This window comes from Pseudooceanicola marinus (genome assembly GCF_002786295.1).
In the GTDB taxonomy this organism is placed as follows: domain Bacteria; phylum Pseudomonadota; class Alphaproteobacteria; order Rhodobacterales; family Rhodobacteraceae; genus Pseudooceanicola; species Pseudooceanicola marinus.
On sequence record NZ_PGTC01000015.1, the window covers coordinates 73,138 to 86,939 of the forward strand.

General features: G+C 68.0%; 15 protein-coding genes. 8 read left to right on the top strand and 7 right to left on the bottom strand.

Annotation, left to right across the window (positions count from 1 at the left end; genetic code table 11):
* Positions 1–137 precede the first annotated feature (137 nt).
* Positions 138–743, top strand: a complete 606-nt coding sequence (locus tag CVM50_RS09585) for a LolA family protein (RefSeq protein ID WP_100148473.1) — start codon at positions 138–140, stop codon at positions 741–743.
* A gap of 85 nt (positions 744–828) precedes the next feature.
* On the opposite strand, the gene CVM50_RS09590 is transcribed toward CVM50_RS09585, so the two are convergent.
* Positions 829–1,410, bottom strand: coding sequence for a transglycosylase SLT domain-containing protein (locus CVM50_RS09590; protein WP_085889198.1), 582 nt, complete (start codon positions 1,408–1,410; stop codon positions 829–831).
* Between the two features lie 144 nt (positions 1,411–1,554).
* On the bottom strand, positions 1,555–2,436 hold the full coding sequence (locus CVM50_RS09595) for an AEC family transporter (protein WP_085889197.1): 882 nt from the start codon (positions 2,434–2,436) through the stop codon (positions 1,555–1,557).
* An 85-nt stretch (positions 2,437–2,521) separates the two neighbouring features.
* Between CVM50_RS09595 and hspQ the strand changes: the two genes are divergently transcribed.
* Positions 2,522–2,848, top strand: a complete 327-nt coding sequence (gene hspQ, locus CVM50_RS09600) for a heat shock protein HspQ (protein ID WP_085889292.1) — start codon at positions 2,522–2,524, stop codon at positions 2,846–2,848.
* Between the two features lie 168 nt (positions 2,849–3,016).
* Here the strand turns inward: hspQ and CVM50_RS09605 are convergent, their stop codons facing one another.
* The 3 genes from CVM50_RS09605 to CVM50_RS09615 all read right to left on the bottom strand — a co-directional run bounded on the left by CVM50_RS09605 (position 3,017) and on the right by CVM50_RS09615 (position 5,888).
* Complete coding sequence (locus CVM50_RS09605) at positions 3,017–4,591, bottom strand: gamma-glutamyltransferase family protein (protein ID WP_085889196.1); 1,575 nt, start codon at positions 4,589–4,591, stop codon at positions 3,017–3,019.
* A 462-nt stretch (positions 4,592–5,053) separates the two neighbouring features.
* A complete protein-coding gene (locus tag CVM50_RS09610) occupies positions 5,054–5,497 on the bottom strand; it encodes an ATP-binding protein (RefSeq protein WP_085889195.1) in 444 nt (147 codons plus the stop codon).
* A 52-nt stretch (positions 5,498–5,549) separates the two neighbouring features.
* Positions 5,550–5,888, bottom strand: coding sequence for an STAS domain-containing protein (locus CVM50_RS09615; RefSeq protein ID WP_085889194.1), 339 nt, complete (start codon positions 5,886–5,888; stop codon positions 5,550–5,552).
* 92 nt (positions 5,889–5,980) lie between these two features.
* On the opposite strand from CVM50_RS09615, the gene CVM50_RS09620 reads away from it, so the two are divergent.
* The 3 genes from CVM50_RS09620 (at position 5,981) to CVM50_RS09630 (ending at position 8,654) form a co-directional block, all read left to right on the top strand.
* Positions 5,981–7,153 carry a thiolase family protein gene (locus tag CVM50_RS09620; RefSeq protein ID WP_085889193.1) on the top strand — a complete coding sequence of 391 codons (1,173 nt, stop codon included), beginning with the start codon at positions 5,981–5,983 and terminating at the stop codon, positions 7,151–7,153.
* Positions 7,154–7,333: 180 nt separating this feature from the next.
* The gene (locus tag CVM50_RS09625; protein ID WP_085889192.1) at positions 7,334–7,954 is read left to right on the top strand and encodes a LysE family translocator; all 621 of its coding nucleotides are present in this window, start codon (positions 7,334–7,336) and stop codon (positions 7,952–7,954) included.
* A 52-nt stretch (positions 7,955–8,006) separates the two neighbouring features.
* On the top strand, positions 8,007–8,654 hold the full coding sequence (locus CVM50_RS09630; RefSeq protein WP_085889191.1) for an RluA family pseudouridine synthase: 648 nt from the start codon (positions 8,007–8,009) through the stop codon (positions 8,652–8,654).
* 137 nt (positions 8,655–8,791) lie between these two features.
* Here CVM50_RS09630 and CVM50_RS09635 read toward each other — a convergent pair whose 3' ends face one another.
* Positions 8,792–9,817 (bottom strand): serine/threonine protein kinase, encoded by a 1,026-nt coding sequence (locus CVM50_RS09635; RefSeq protein WP_085889190.1) that lies wholly within the window; start codon positions 9,815–9,817, stop codon positions 8,792–8,794.
* 150 nt (positions 9,818–9,967) lie between these two features.
* On the opposite strand from CVM50_RS09635, the gene CVM50_RS09640 reads away from it, so the two are divergent.
* Positions 9,968–10,363, top strand: a complete 396-nt coding sequence (locus CVM50_RS09640) for a VOC family protein (RefSeq protein ID WP_085889189.1) — start codon at positions 9,968–9,970, stop codon at positions 10,361–10,363.
* Between the two features lie 319 nt (positions 10,364–10,682).
* Here the strand turns inward: CVM50_RS09640 and CVM50_RS09645 are convergent, their stop codons facing one another.
* On the bottom strand, positions 10,683–12,128 hold the full coding sequence (locus tag CVM50_RS09645) for an aldehyde dehydrogenase family protein (RefSeq protein WP_085889188.1): 1,446 nt from the start codon (positions 12,126–12,128) through the stop codon (positions 10,683–10,685).
* A 259-nt stretch (positions 12,129–12,387) separates the two neighbouring features.
* Between CVM50_RS09645 and CVM50_RS09650 the strand changes: the two genes are divergently transcribed.
* Together CVM50_RS09650 and CVM50_RS09655 are read left to right on the top strand one after the other, a co-directional pair.
* Positions 12,388–13,044: a redoxin domain-containing protein gene (locus CVM50_RS09650; protein WP_085889187.1), complete on the top strand. Its 657-nt coding sequence runs from the start codon at positions 12,388–12,390 to the stop codon at positions 13,042–13,044.
* Positions 13,045–13,220: 176 nt separating this feature from the next.
* Positions 13,221–13,739 (top strand): c-type cytochrome, encoded by a 519-nt coding sequence (locus tag CVM50_RS09655; protein WP_085889186.1) that lies wholly within the window; start codon positions 13,221–13,223, stop codon positions 13,737–13,739.
* Positions 13,740–13,802: the final 63 nt, after the last annotated feature.

Sequence of the window (13,802 nt, forward strand, 5' to 3'; positions counted from 1 at the left end):
GGGGCCTGCGCTTCTCCGACAGCTGGAATTGGTTTGGGGGGGTGCCCCTTGGCGGTCCGGCGCCGATGGCGGAACGCTCACGCCTTGCCTCGCGTTTGTGTCTGGAACGAATGACTGCCGGAGCTTACATCTAAGCCATGAAACTGATGACCCGTCTTCTGGCGCCTGCCGCCGCGATCCTTGCCACCGCCCTGCCGGCGCTGGCCGATCCCATTCCGCTGCCCGAGCTGTCGGCCTACATGAACGGCATGAAGACGGCCGAGGCCAAGTTCACCCAGGTCAACGAGGATGGCTCCATCTCCACCGGGCAGCTTTACATCATGCGCCCGGGGCGGATGCGGTTCGAATACGATCCGCCGAACGAGGCGCTGGTGATGGCCGGGGGCAATGCCGTCGCCGTCTTCGACCCGAAATCCAACGGCGGGCCGGAGACCTACAGCCTCGGGCTGACGCCGCTGAAGCTGATCCTGGATGACCGCATCGACCTGGGCCGCGACAACATGGTGACGGATTACCGCGAGGAAGGCCCCTCGACCATCGTGCGGGCGCAGGACCCGGAGCATCCCGAGTATGGCCATATCGAGCTGATCTTCACCGGCGATCCGGTGGAGCTGCGGCAATGGGTGGTGACGGACGAGGCCGGCAGCCAGACCACGGTGATCCTGGGCGAGCTGCAAACCGGCGTGTCCCTGGGCACCGGCATGTTCTCCATCCGCCAGGAAAGGGAGCGGCGCGGGGGCTGAATCCGCGCCCGAGTGGTCTGAATGGAAAACGGCGCCCCCGGATGGGAGGCGCCGTTCCTGTTTTCGCCAGAACCCGGGCCTGGCCTCAGCGGCAGTAGGCCAGCTGTCGGGCGTAGAGATCCGAGCGGATCGCGACGTTCTGCGCCACGGAAATCAGCCAGGATTTCTGCAGGTAGGAGCCGCGGGCATAGCCCGCCCGCCCTTCGTGGTAGGCCAGGTACTGCCCGCGCGCGTCATCCAGCGGGATGCCCAGGCGGCGGGTCGTCTCGTTCATGTACCAGCCCATGAAATCGGTGGCGTCGTCAATGTCGGTGCGGCGCGCGAAACGGCCGCCCTGCTTCTCCTGGTATTCCTCCCAGGTCCCGTCCAGCGCCTGGCTGTAGCCCGTAGCCGAGCTTTGCCGGCCCAGGGGGATGATCCCCAGGGCGAAGCGGTGCGGGGTGCGTGCATTCCCGATGAACTTGCTCTCCTGGTGCATCACGGCCATCTGGACGTGAACCGGCACCCCCCAGCGACGTTCCGCGCGTTCGAAGGCGCGTTCGTAGTGCGGGCGCTGTTGCAGGATGGAACAGGCGTTGTCGAGGTTGCGCGGCGCGGTGGTGTCCCGGCCGCCCCCACAGGATGCGACAAGGAGGATCGCCAGAAATGCGAATAGCTTTCTGCTCATCTGCCTCTCGTTTTCTGCTTTTGTCTTTTTCCAGCAGGTTACACGAAACGCAGCGCCTGTGAAACTGGCAATGACGTGATCGCCTGGCAGAAAACCCGACTGGATACCCGGGCCGAAAGCCCTAGGCAGGGCGCGCGCCGGCCCTCAGAGCAGCACCGCCAGAAGGGCCGGCAGCAGCAGCACCGACAGCAGGGTCGAAACCACGACGAGGCCGGCCACCGCATCGGCGTCGGCGCCGTATTTCACCGCCAGCAGGTAGGAGGTGACGGCCACCGGCGTCGAGATCTGCAGCACCAGCACCGCGAAGGCCACGTCATCCAGTCCGAAGGCGCGCCCGGTGACCCAGGCGATCGCCACGCAGAGCACGACCTTCAACACCGACAACCAGGAGGCCAGACGGATCGAGCCGGGCCGCAGCCGTGCCACCGCCACGCCCACGGTGATCAGCATCAGCGGGATCGCCAGCTGGCCGACCAGTTCCAGCGTATTGGTCAGGAAGAGCGGCGTCTGCCAGCCCTGGCTGAGGAAGATCCCGCCCAGGATCGTGGCCCAGAGCAGCGGCTCCTTCAGCGCCCGAACCACAGAGCCGCCGCCGGAGACGATCCAGACCCCGAAGGTGAAGTTCCACACCGCCATGACCGCAAAGACCACCACCGCGTAGCTGAGGCCCGCCTCCCCGAAGGCGAAGAGCGCCAGCGGCAGGCCGAGGTTCCCGGTGTTGCCGAAGATCAGCGGCGACAGGTAGCTGCGCATCTCCAGCTTCAGCCCCCAGATGGCGAGGGCGGTGACCGCCGTCAGCGCCGCATAGGCCGCGACGGCGGCCAGCGACAGGGCGGTGAGGGCGGCCGGATCGATCTCCGTCTTCATCAGCGCGGTGAAGATCAGGCAGGGCACCGACAGCGTCATCGCCAGCCGGGTGACGAAATCGATCTGGTAGTCGAACCCCATGCGGACCCAGGTGAAACCGATGGCGGCGAGCAGGAAGACGGGGGCCGTGATCTCCAGCACTGTTAGGACGAGATTCACAGAGTGTTTCCTTTAAATTCGCTGCATCGGGTTGGACAAGGGCCGGGGAAAGACGTTAGTAGGGGGCCTCATGACCTGCAAGGCGATGCTGAAGACGAACGCGAAATATCATCTGGGCCAGATCGTGCGCCACAAGAAGCACCCGTTCCGCGGTGTCATCTTCGACGTCGATCCCGAGTTCAGCAACACCGAGGAATGGTATGACGCCATTCCCGAGGACAGTCGTCCTGTGCGCGAACAGCCCTTCTATCACCTGCTGGCCGAGAACGATCAGAGCTACTACGTGGCCTATGTCTCGGAACAGAACCTGGTCGAGGACCTGTCGGGCGAACCGGTGGATCACCCGGACATTCCCGATCTGTTCGGTCCCTTCGAGGACGGTCATTACCCGCTGCATTTCCAGCTGAACTGAGCCGGGCGCCCGGACGGAGTGCTGCCGGGGCAGGGGGCGCTGCCCCCCTTGAGCCGTGCCGGCTCAATTCCCCCCGGAGTATTTTCGGCCAACGTATAACATCAGCGCGGTGGCCGGCGCCTGGGTGCCGGTTCGGGCCGCCCGCCCTGTCGAGAGCGGGCGGGGGCCTCAGTAGCCGATGGCGCAGCCGTCCTTGCGCGGGTCGGAACCGCCTTCGAGGAAGCCGCTGTCGTGGATGCGGATCGCCTGGGCGCCGCCGATCGGCGTGTCGGGGGTGACGATCCTGTGGCCCTTTGCCTCCAGCGCGGTGGCGACCTCCGGCGCATAGCCGCGTTCCAGTTGCAGGGTGCCGCCCTCGGGGAAGGCGCGGGGGGCGTCGATGGCCTCCTGCGGACTGAGGCCGTAGTCGCGCAGGTTGGTGACGAATCGTGCATGCCCCGCCGCCTGGTACTGGCCGCCCATCACGCCGAAGGGCAGGTTCGGCCTGCCGTTCTCTGCCAGCATTCCGGGGATGATCGTGTGCAGCGGGCGCTTGCCCGGCGCCAGCTCGTTCCCGTGCCCTTTGGTCAGGGTGAAGCCCATGCCGCGGTTGTGCAGGACCAGGCCGAATTTCTCGGTGCCCAGGCCCGACCCGAAGGCGTGGAAGACCGAGTAGATCAGTGAGACCGCCATGCGGTCGCGGTCGACCACGGTGATGTAGATCGTGTCGCGATGCGGGGTGCCGTCGAAGGCCGCGCCCTCGGGCTGGGCGCGGGCCGGGTCGATGCGGGCCGCGAGATCGGCGGCGAGGGCCGGATCAAGCATCCGGTCGCCTTCGGCGGTGGCGGCATCGGCGATGAAGCGGTTGCGGGCGGCGTAGGCGAGCTTGGCGGCCTCGGCCTCCAGGTGGGCGCGTTCGGCGCCGAAGGGATCCAGGGCGGTCAGGTCGAAATGGCCCAGGATGTTCAACATCAGGATGGCCGTGGCCCCCTGGCCGTTGGGCGGGTGTTCATGCAGGGTCGCGCCCTTGTAGGCGCCGGAGATCGGGTCGGTCTGCAGGCCCCTCTGGGCCGCGAAATCCTCCGCCGTATGGGCGCCGCCGCCCTGGCGCAGGGCGCTCAGCATGTCCTCGGCCACCTCGCCTTCGTAGAAGGCGCGGGCGCCGTCGCGGGCGATGCGGCGCAGCACCTCGGCCTGGCCGGGCAGGGCGAAACGCGCGCCTTCCTTCGGCGGCGTGCCTCCGGGCATCAGGTGGCGGGCGGCGGTGGCGTCCAGCCGGTCGGCGGAACTGGCGAAGTCGACGGAGACGCGGGCATGCACGGGCACGCCGGTCTCGAAGAGCCGGATCGCGGGCGCCAGGCTGTCCGCCAGCCCCAGCTTGCCCCAAAGCGCCGACATCTCGTCGAAGGCGGCAACGGCCCCGGGGATGGTGACGGACCGGGCGTCGCGGTCGGGCATCTGGGTCAGCCCCTCGGCGCGCAGCGCGGCGGCGGAGGCGCCAGCGGGGGCCCGGCCCGAGCCGTTGTAGGACAGCACCTCATCCTGCCCCGCCGGCTTGACCAGGGCGAAGCAGTCCCCGGCGATGCCGCACATGGCCGGTTCGCAGACGCCAAGCGCCACGGCACCGGCGATGGCGGCGTCCATGGCGTTGCCGCCGGCCTTCAGGATGTCCAGCGCGGCATTGGCCGCGATCGGATGGGATGTGGCGCAAAGGCCGTTCTCGGCCCAGACGGGGGAGCGGCCGGGCAGGTGCAGATCGCGCATGGTTCCTCCTCATTGAGGGCGCGATGCTGCGAGGGGGCGCCGCTGGGGTCAAGGGCAAAGCGACCCGACGGGGAGCGATACCGGCGGCGCGGCCTGTGGCGGCGATAATCTGGGGGAGGGGGCGGGTAAGACCTCGACGCCACGCACTGGGTGGGGGCTGTTATACGCGGCGCCGAGGGAAGCCAGTGCAGCTACGGGGAGAAGGGTCGGCCCGGGTCATGGCCCGAATGGGATTGTCGTGGGGCGATTTCGGGGCAAATTCGACGATTGTGGCGAAAAGTGTCCGCGGGTGGGATGGGCGTGGCCGAGGTGCCTTGATCCCGTGGGCCTGGCCACACTTTCGGGACAATTGCGCCCCTGTTGGTGGTTGGGGATTGGCGTCGGGGGCAGGGGCGTCGGGGTCTGGTCACCCGCCGCCTGCTCGCCTGGGCCATGGGATGATGGCATCGCCCGCCCAGCCTGTCAGAGCCCGGCCTCCGCGCCGCCGATGCGCATGCGGAAGGTCAGCTCGTTCACATCGCCCTGTCGGCTGTAGCAGACATCGCGCGAGAGGTCGCGGATCAGGAACCAGCCGAAGCCGCCTTCGGGCATCGCCTCCAGCGCCTCGGGCAGTGGGGCGGGGTCGCCCATAGGGGCCACGCCATCGGGCATCGGCCGGCCCTCGTCACGGATGCGGAAATGCAGCCCGTCGGGCTCCTTCGTGCAGTCCAGGCTGATCCAGCCGCGATCCCCGGCGCCATAGGCATGTTCGGCGACGTTGTTCAGCGCCTCGGCCAGCACCAGTTCGACCGTGCCACGTTCCTCCAGGTCGAACCCCTGCAGGTCGGTCACCACGGTCTGCAGGGCGCGGCGCACCGACAGGGGCGAACTGGGGAAGGTCAGGTGCAAGGTGCCGCTGCCCGTCATCGCTGTCCCAGCGGCAGCGGCCTGCGGCGGGGCCGCCCGATCTGTCGAGGGATCAGCCCGCATGGCTGGACACTGCCGTGCGGATGTCGTTGTGGATCGGGAAAACGGTGTCCATCCGCGTCAGCCGGAACACCTTGTCGACGTTGGTGTTGAGCGAAGCAAGCTCCAGCTTCTGGCCCGGCTGCAGTTGCTTCATCGAGGCGACGATGGCGCCCAGCCCGCTGGAATCGATGAAATCGACCTGGGTCAGGTCCAGGATGATGCGCCCGTCCAGCCCGTCGGTCGCCTCCTGCATCAGGTCCTTGAACCGGATTGCGACCGCCGCATCGATGCGCGCGGCCTGGACCGTGATGATCGTGGCGCCGTCACTGGCGTTGATGTCGAACTCCATCCCCGGCCCTCCCTGGAAAACTGCAGGTGTGGAAACGCTAGACGGCATTCCTTACCATTCGGTATGCACGGGTCAGAGAGAGGGAGGGTTTCATGCAGGAAGTCATCATTGCGGGTGCGTCCCGAACCGCCATGGGCGGGTTCCAGGGCGCGTTCAGCCCGCTCACCGCGTCGGACCTGGGCGGGGCCGCCCTGCGCGCCGCGCTGGCACAGGCGGGCGTGGAATCGGTGGACGAGCTGCTGATGGGCTGCGTCCTGCCCGCGGGCCAGGGCCAGGCGCCGGCCCGCCAGGCGGGGTTCGCCGCCGGGCTGGACGAGGCGGTGCCGGCCACCACGCTGAACAAAATGTGCGGGTCCGGCATGAAGACGGCGATGATGGCCTTCGACCAGATCGCCCTGGGCCATGCGGCGGTGATGGGCGCGGGCGGCATGGAAAGCATGACCAACGCCCCCTACCTGTTGCCCGCCATGCGGGGCGGGGCTCGGCTGGGGCATGGGCGCACCATCGACCACATGTTCCTCGACGGCCTCGAAGACGCCTATGACAAGGGGCGCCTGATGGGCACCTTCGCCGAGGATTGCGCCGAGGCCTTCCAGTTCACCCGCCAGGCCCAGGACGACTACGCCCTGGCCTCGCTGGAACGGGCGCTTGCCGCCCAGAGCTCCGGTGCCTTCGAGGGCGAGATCACCCCGGTGGAGATCACCTCGCGCAAGGGTGCGTTGACCGTCGCGGCGGATGAGCAGCCGGGCCTCGCCCGGCCCGATAAGATCCCGCAGCTGAAACCGGCCTTCCGCGAGGGCGGCACGGTGACGGCGGCCAATTCCTCGTCGATCTCCGACGGGGCGGCGGCCCTGGTGCTGGCCTCACGCGCCACGGCCCGGGCGCGTGGCCTGCCGATCCGAGCGCAGATCATGGGCCACGCCAGCCATGCCCATGCCCCGGCGAACTTCCCCACGGCCCCGGTGCCCGCAGCGCAGAAGCTGCTGAAGAAGCTCGGCTGGGCCGTGACGGACGTGGATCTGTGGGAGGTGAACGAGGCCTTCGCCGTCGTCCCCATGGCCTTCATGGCGGAGATGGGGCTGCCCCACGACCGGGTGAACGTGAACGGGGGCGCCTGCGCCCTGGGCCATCCGATCGGTGCCTCGGGGGCGCGGATCATCGTCACCCTGCTGAACGCGATGGAGGCGCGCGACCTGAAACGCGGTGTCGCTGCCATCTGCATCGGCGGCGGCGAGGGGACGGCGATCGCCATCGAACGCCCTTGATCCCAGGCCGGACCGGGAGGGCCACCCCCTTTCCCTATTTGTTGGCCTCAAATATTCTCGGGAGTGAATTGCGGCCCCCGGGGCCGCAAGAGGGGGCAGACAGCCCCCTGCCCCCGCAGCAGGAACCACCAAGATGATCCAGATTGCCTCGCTCTTCCCTCGCCCCGCCGGGGCCCACGCATGAGTTTCGAGGGCTGGACCGTCTTCGCGCTCTTCTGGATGCTCTTCGTCACCACGCCGGGGCCGAATGCGGTCAACTGCATCCAGAACGGCATGACCCTGGGCTTCCCCCGCGCACTTTGGGGCGTGGCGGGGATTTTGACCCAGGCGACGCTTTTCCTCTTTGCCTCCGCAGCCGGGATCACGGCGTTGATCGCGGCCTCGCCCACCGGGTTCGTGGTGGCGAAATACCTGGGCGCGGGGTTCCTGATCTGGACGGGCATCCGTGGCTGGATGAACGCCCGGCGCCCCCCGGCCGCCACGGACCGTCCGGGCCATTCGGTCTATATCCGCGCCTTCCTGATCGCCACGATCAACCCCAAGTCGGTGGCGGGCTACCTGGCGGCCTTCTCGCAGTTCGTGCAGCCCGATGTCCCCATCTGGAGCCAGATGGCCGTCATCGTGCCGACCGCGCTGACCATCACCACTGCCAGCTACATGACCTATACCGCGCTTGGCGTCTTCGTCGGCCGCGCCGCCTTGGGGGCCGTGTTCAACACATGGTTCCGGCGCGCCATGGCGGTCTGTTTCATTGTCTACGGGCTGCTCCTGGGGGCGTCCTCGCTGCCGGCCCGGTCCTGAGTCGGGGCGTCGAGGCTCGACGGCGCGAAGGTGAGAGGCTATCTGGGCGGCCATGAGTGACGTCTACACGCCCCCCGATACCCCCCTGTCGGTGATCCACGAGGATCACGAGCTGCTGATCGTCGACAAGCCCACGGGGCTGCTGTCGGTGCCGGGCCGGGGGGAGCACCTGGCCGATTGCCTTCTGGCCCGCGTGCAGGCGGCCTTTCCCACCGCGCTGCTGGTGCACCGGCTGGACCGGGACACCTCCGGCCTGATGGTCTTCGCCATGACGCCGCACGCGCAGCGCCATCTCGGCCTGCAGTTCGAACACCGCCGGGTGAAGAAGACCTATGTGGCCCGGGTCCACGGACGGCTGGAGCCGAAGACCGGCACAGTGGATCTGCCGCTGATCGTCGACTGGCCGAACCGCCCCAAGCAGATGGTCGACCATGAGAATGGCAAGCCCGCCGTGACCGACTGGAAGGTGGTGAAGGCCTCGGATGCCGAAAGCCGTGTGCGGCTGTTTCCGCAGACGGGTCGGTCGCACCAGTTGCGGGTGCACATGCTGGCGCTTGGCCATCCGATCCTGGGGGATCCCTTCTACGCCGAGGGTGAGGCCCGCGATCATCCGCGCCTGATGCTGCATTCCGAAGAGCTGCGCCTGCTGCACCCCGAAGGCGGGCAGGGGATGAAGTTCCGCGCCAAGGCGCCGTTCTGAGGCGGAGGGGGCTCTGCCCCCGTCGCCGGACGGCGGCAAATCGAAGGGAAAGGGGGCTCTGCCCCCGTCGCCTTTGGCGACTCCCCCGGGATATTTTTGGCCAACAAATAGGGGGAAGCGGGCGCCTCTGGGGGCGTTCAGCGCTTCAGGATTCGGTCGGTCAGGTTCTGGCGGTTGGCCATCAGGGCATCGATCTGCGGCGACAGCGCGGGATGGCGCAGGCGCAGGGTCTCGATCTCGTCCAGGCGGTTGGCGGCGATCAGCGACAGCAGGTCGCCGCGCACTTTGCCCGCCTCGTCGCGGGGCAGTTGCACCACGGGCTGCACCTTTTCCGACAGGCTTTCCGGCAGCACGGCGCGCAGCGCCTCCTGGCTCATCGCGGTTTCCACGAAGGTATAGAGGCCGGTGCCGCGTCCGGGCAGGGCATAGGTGGCGACGTGATGGGCCGTCACCGGCTGGTCCTTCAGGGCGGCGGCGATCTTCGGTCCGTTGCGCTCGATCCGGTCCTCGGTGCCCTCGCCGTCGGACCAGTCAAAGAGGTCGCGGGTGATCCAGTTGTAGAGCCGCTTGCCGGTCTTCATCCAGATCCGGGTGGGCAGCGCCTTGCGCGCCAGCATGGCCCGTTCGGCGGGGGTCAGCAGGTGGTGGGCATAGGCGCGCTTCTGCTTCAGCAGGTGGCGCAGGTCCTCGCGCGCCATGGTGCGGAACAGCGGGCCGCGAAAGCGGTGCACCGAGGCCAGTTGAAAGTCGATCACCGCCGCGCCGCCATCGGGGCGCATCAGCCAGTTCTGTGGCTTGGCGATGTCGTTATGGGTGACGCCCCGGCGGCGCATCTCGCGCAAGAGCCGCTTGGCATCGCGGTAGAAGGCCGCGTCGGCAGGTTTCGCCAGTTGCAGCGGCGTGCCTTCGGACCAGCCGCGCAGGATGCCCTCGCGGTCATAGCGGATCAGCTCGGGGCAGCCTTCGATCCCCTGCACGGCGCGCAGCCCGCGCACCTCGCGTCGGGCCAGCAGCCGGGCCATGGGGCGCGACCACAGGGGCAGCTCGTCCAGCTTGCGCAGGGCGACGCGGCGATCCGGCGCGCCGGCCAGGTGCCCCGATATGGTTTCCGAGAAGGGATCGCGCTTCAGCACGGTGACGGGGATGAAGACGGGGTCGGTCACGGGACGGGTCTCTCGGGGTTGGGGCGGCGCTGCCGGGTCCTGAGGCGTTGCCGCATCTAGCAGGGCGCCGGGCCGGGGGGCAAGCGCGGGGCGCCTTTCCCGGCCCGTCCCGGCGGGCTAGGGAAGGGGCAGCAAAGACAGGAGGGCCCCATGGCCAAGATGATCCATTCCATGATCCGGGTGCTGGAGGAGGCGCGGTCCGTCGCTTTCTACGAAACGGCTTTCGGGCTGAGCGTGGTGCAGAAGCTCGATTTCGAGAGCTTCGCCCTGATCTACATGTCCAACGCTGAAACCGGGTTCGAACTGGAACTGACGCTGAACAAGGACCGCACGGAGCCCTATGAGCTGGGCGACGGCTACGGCCACCTGGCGGTTTCCGTGGAGGATGTCGAGACCGAGCACGCCCGGCTGACCGAGGCGGGCCTGGCCCCGCGCAAGATCGTCGAGTTCGCCCCCGCCGGACAGTTCATCGCCAAGTTTTTCTTCATCGCCGATCCAGATGGCTATGAGATCGAGGTGATCGAGCGCGGCGGGCGGTTCCTCTGAGAGGACCGGCCCTTGGCCGGCGGCCTCCGGCGGGAGTATTTGGGACAAGGTGAAGACAGGGGCGATGCGAGCTGCCCCGGCGTGGCCGACTTTGGCCAGGGGCGGGTCCCGCAGGATGTCGAAGGAGGCCATGCTGGCCGGACCGGGCGCTGCCTCCCCTGCTTCACGTCGTCGAAAATACCTCCGGGGGAGTCGCCCGCAGGGCGGCGGGGGCAGCGCCCCCTGCCTGTCGCGGATCCGTCCTGGCGGGACGTGGCCGGAATGACAAAAGGGGAGGCCCTGGACCTCCCCTTTCTCGTGATCGGACCTCTTGCCGCGATCAGGTGGTCTTGGCGTCCCAGCCGGAGACGGCCTTGACCTCCAGGAAATCTTCCAGGCCCCAGACGCCGCCCTCGCGACCGTTGCCCGAGGCCTTCATGCCGCCAAACGGCGCGCCGGCGCCGCGCGGCTGGCCGTTCATCTCCACCATGCCGGAGCGCAGGGACAGGGCCATGCGGTTTGCACGCTCCCCATCCGTGGTCTGGACGTAGTTGGTCAGACCGTAGGGCGTGTCGTTGGCGATGGCAATGGCCTCTTCTTCCGTGTCGAAGGGCATGATCGTCAGGACGGGGCCGAAGATCTCCTCGCGGGCGATGGTCATGTCGTTGTTGGCATCGGCAAAGACCGTGGGCCGCACGAAGAAGCCGCGGTTGAAGCCCTCGGGCCGGCCGGGGCCGCCGGCGACCAGGCGGGCGCCTTCGTCGATGCCTTTCTGGATCAGGCCCTGGATCTTCTCGAACTGGCTGGCGTTCACCACCGGACCGATGTGGCGGCCTTCCTGCGAGGCGGGGCCGACGGTGATCTGCTCGGCCACGGCGGCGGCCTCTTCCACGGCGGCGTCGTAGCGGTCGCGTTGCACCAGCATGCGCGAGGGAGCGTTACAGCTTTGGCCGGAGTTGTTCATCATGTGCAGCACGCCGCGCTTCACCGCCTTGTCGTCGGCGTCGGAGAAGATCACGTTGGCGCCCTTGCCGCCCAGCTCCAGATGCACCTTCTTCAGGGTCTTGGCGGCATTTTGCGAGATAGCGATGCCCGCGCGGGTCGATCCGGTGAAGGACACCATGTCGACGTCGGGGTGCCCCGACAGGGCCGAACCGACACCGGCGCCATCGCCGTTCACCAGGTTGAAGACGCCCTTGGGCACGCCGGCCTCGTCCATCATCTCGGCAAACAGCAGCGCGTTCAGCGGGCTTTCCTCCGAGGGTTTCAGCACCATGGTGCAGCCCGCGATCAGCGCCGCGATCACCTTCAGCGTGACCTGGTTCATCGGCCAGTTCCACGGCGTGATCAGGGCGCAGACGCCGACGGCCTCGTAGACGATGCGGTCATTGGGGGCATGATCGCCCAGCGGGCGCACGAATTCGAAGGTCTTGGCGGCGCGCAGGAAATTCTTGGTGTGGGAGAAACCGGCCCCCCACTGGGCGCTGCGCGACAGGTCGATGGGGGCGCCCATCTCGGTGGAGATCGCTTGGGCCATCTCTTCCTTGCGACGCTCATAGATCTCCAGGAACGTCTCGACGATGGCGATGCGGTCCGCCGGCGGCGTAGCCATCCAGGCGGGGGAGGCGGCCTTGGCGGCGGCCACGGCGCGGTCCGCATCGGCCTCGGAGCCCAGCGAGATCACCGCGCAGGGATCCTCGGTCGAGGGGTCGATCACCTGGTGGTCGCGGGGCTCAAGCGGGGCGACCCACTGGCCGTCGATGTAGAAGTCGCGTTTCTCGATCATGAGGCTGTCCTTCGGTCGTCTTGAATTTCGCTATGCGGGACGTGATTTTGCAGTCGTCCAGATCACTGTGGCACTCTGCGCAGGGCTGGGCAAGATCCCTCCGCCGCGATCCGCTGCGCCAGCGTCGTGGAATGCGCCAGCCGCCGCCGTCCTGGCGGGCGTATTGACGCGGGCAGCGGCGCAGCCCCGCCAACGGGGGTGCAAAACATCCTGACGCCCCCTAGATATGTCTGAAGACACATCCTGACAGGAGGACACCATGTCTCTGCGCATCAACGATACCGTTCCCGATTTCAAGGCCGAGACCGACCAGGGCACCATCGAGTCGTTCCACGACTGGATCGGCGACAGCTGGGCGATTCTCTTCTCCCACCCGAAGGATTTCACCCCGGTCTGCACCACCGAGTTCGGCGCCGTGGCGCAACTGGCCGATGAATGGGCCAAGCGCAACACCAAGGTGATCGGCATCTCGGTCGACGGTGTGGAAGAGCACAAGAAGTGGAAGGGCGACATCGAGAGCTTCGCCGGCACGTCCGCGGGCTTCCCGATCATCGACGGCACCGACCTGGAAATCGCCAAGATGTGGGACATGCTGCCGGCTGACGCCTACCTGCCCGATGGCCGCACCCCGGCCGACAGCGCCACCGTGCGGTCTGTCTTCATCATCAGCCCGGACAAGAAGCTGCAGCTGTCGATGACCTACCCGATGTCCGTGGGCCGCAATTTCGCCGAGGTGCTGCGCGCCCTCGACGGCCTGCAGAAGACCTTCGGCGCGCCGCTGGCCACCCCGGCCAACTGGGAAACCGGCCAGGACGTGATCGTCGCCCTGTCACTGGACGATGCCGCCGCCGCCGAGAAGTTCGGCGATCTGGACATCAAGCTGCCCTACCTGCGTTTCGCCAAGGATCCGGCATAAGTCGTCGGGGCCAGGCAAGGCCGGAAGATCGGAAAGGGGCGTCCTGCGGGGCGCCCCTTTTGCGTGATCGGGGCGAAAACCGGGCAGAGGGCCCCGACCGACTGCCCCGGGGCGCGGCAGAGATTGTGGCGCCGCGCCGGTCGACCTAGGATCAACGCGCGGCAAAGAGGACTGTCATGCGCGGATCGGCGAAGGGTATTGTGGCGCTCGTGGGGGTTGCGGGGATCGGGCTGGTCGCCGGGCTGGGTTTGACCCTGCTGGCCGACCGCGAGGACCCGCCGCTGCTGGCCTGGAACGATGCGGAGACGGTGGCCCGGGGGCATCGGCTCTACGACGATCAATGCGCCGCCTGCCACGGCGGTCTGGGGCCGGACCCGGCGCCGCCGTCGGTGAGCAACCCCGACCTGGTGGCGCCGCCCCATGATGAGACCGGCCACAGCTGGCAGCACCCCGACTACGCCCTGTTCGAACTGACCCGTAGCGGCGAGGTGGCCGAGCTGTGCCTGACCGGCGCCGAGGAGGGCGGCATGCCGCAGTTCGGCGACACGCTGGACGATCGTCAGATCCTCGACGTGCTGGCCTACATCAAATCCACCTGGCCCGAGGCCACGCGCGAGCATCAGGACGGCGTGAACGCGATGTACGCGGCCCAGAACGATGCCGTGCGACGCCTGGTGAGCGACGCCGGGCACTGAGCCGGCCCGCCGGGCCCGCGGGCCGCTGCCCCTTTTCATTTCGCCGCAGCGCGCTAAGACGGA

What these genes read in the sequence shown, in the direction of transcription:
- CVM50_RS09585 (WP_100148473.1), top strand. Translation starts at nt 138, where the DNA reads ATGAAACTGATGACCCGTCTTCTGGCGCCTGCCGCCGCGATCCTTGCC.
- CVM50_RS09590 (WP_085889198.1), bottom strand. Translation starts at nt 1,410, where the DNA reads ATGAGCAGAAAGCTATTCGCATTTCTGGCGATCCTCCTTGTCGCATCC.
- hspQ (WP_085889292.1), top strand. Translation starts at nt 2,522, where the DNA reads ATGCTGAAGACGAACGCGAAATATCATCTGGGCCAGATCGTGCGCCAC.
- CVM50_RS09605 (WP_085889196.1), bottom strand. Translation starts at nt 4,591, where the DNA reads ATGCGCGATCTGCACCTGCCCGGCCGCTCCCCCGTCTGGGCCGAGAAC.
- CVM50_RS09610 (WP_085889195.1), bottom strand. Translation starts at nt 5,497, where the DNA reads ATGACGGGCAGCGGCACCTTGCACCTGACCTTCCCCAGTTCGCCCCTG.
- CVM50_RS09615 (WP_085889194.1), bottom strand. Translation starts at nt 5,888, where the DNA reads ATGGAGTTCGACATCAACGCCAGTGACGGCGCCACGATCATCACGGTC.
- CVM50_RS09620 (WP_085889193.1), top strand. Translation starts at nt 5,981, where the DNA reads ATGCAGGAAGTCATCATTGCGGGTGCGTCCCGAACCGCCATGGGCGGG.
- CVM50_RS09625 (WP_085889192.1), top strand. Translation starts at nt 7,334, where the DNA reads ATGAGTTTCGAGGGCTGGACCGTCTTCGCGCTCTTCTGGATGCTCTTC.
- CVM50_RS09630 (WP_085889191.1), top strand. Translation starts at nt 8,007, where the DNA reads ATGAGTGACGTCTACACGCCCCCCGATACCCCCCTGTCGGTGATCCAC.
- CVM50_RS09640 (WP_085889189.1), top strand. Translation starts at nt 9,968, where the DNA reads ATGGCCAAGATGATCCATTCCATGATCCGGGTGCTGGAGGAGGCGCGG.
- CVM50_RS09645 (WP_085889188.1), bottom strand. Translation starts at nt 12,128, where the DNA reads ATGATCGAGAAACGCGACTTCTACATCGACGGCCAGTGGGTCGCCCCG.
- CVM50_RS09650 (WP_085889187.1), top strand. Translation starts at nt 12,388, where the DNA reads ATGTCTCTGCGCATCAACGATACCGTTCCCGATTTCAAGGCCGAGACC.
- CVM50_RS09655 (WP_085889186.1), top strand. Translation starts at nt 13,221, where the DNA reads ATGCGCGGATCGGCGAAGGGTATTGTGGCGCTCGTGGGGGTTGCGGGG.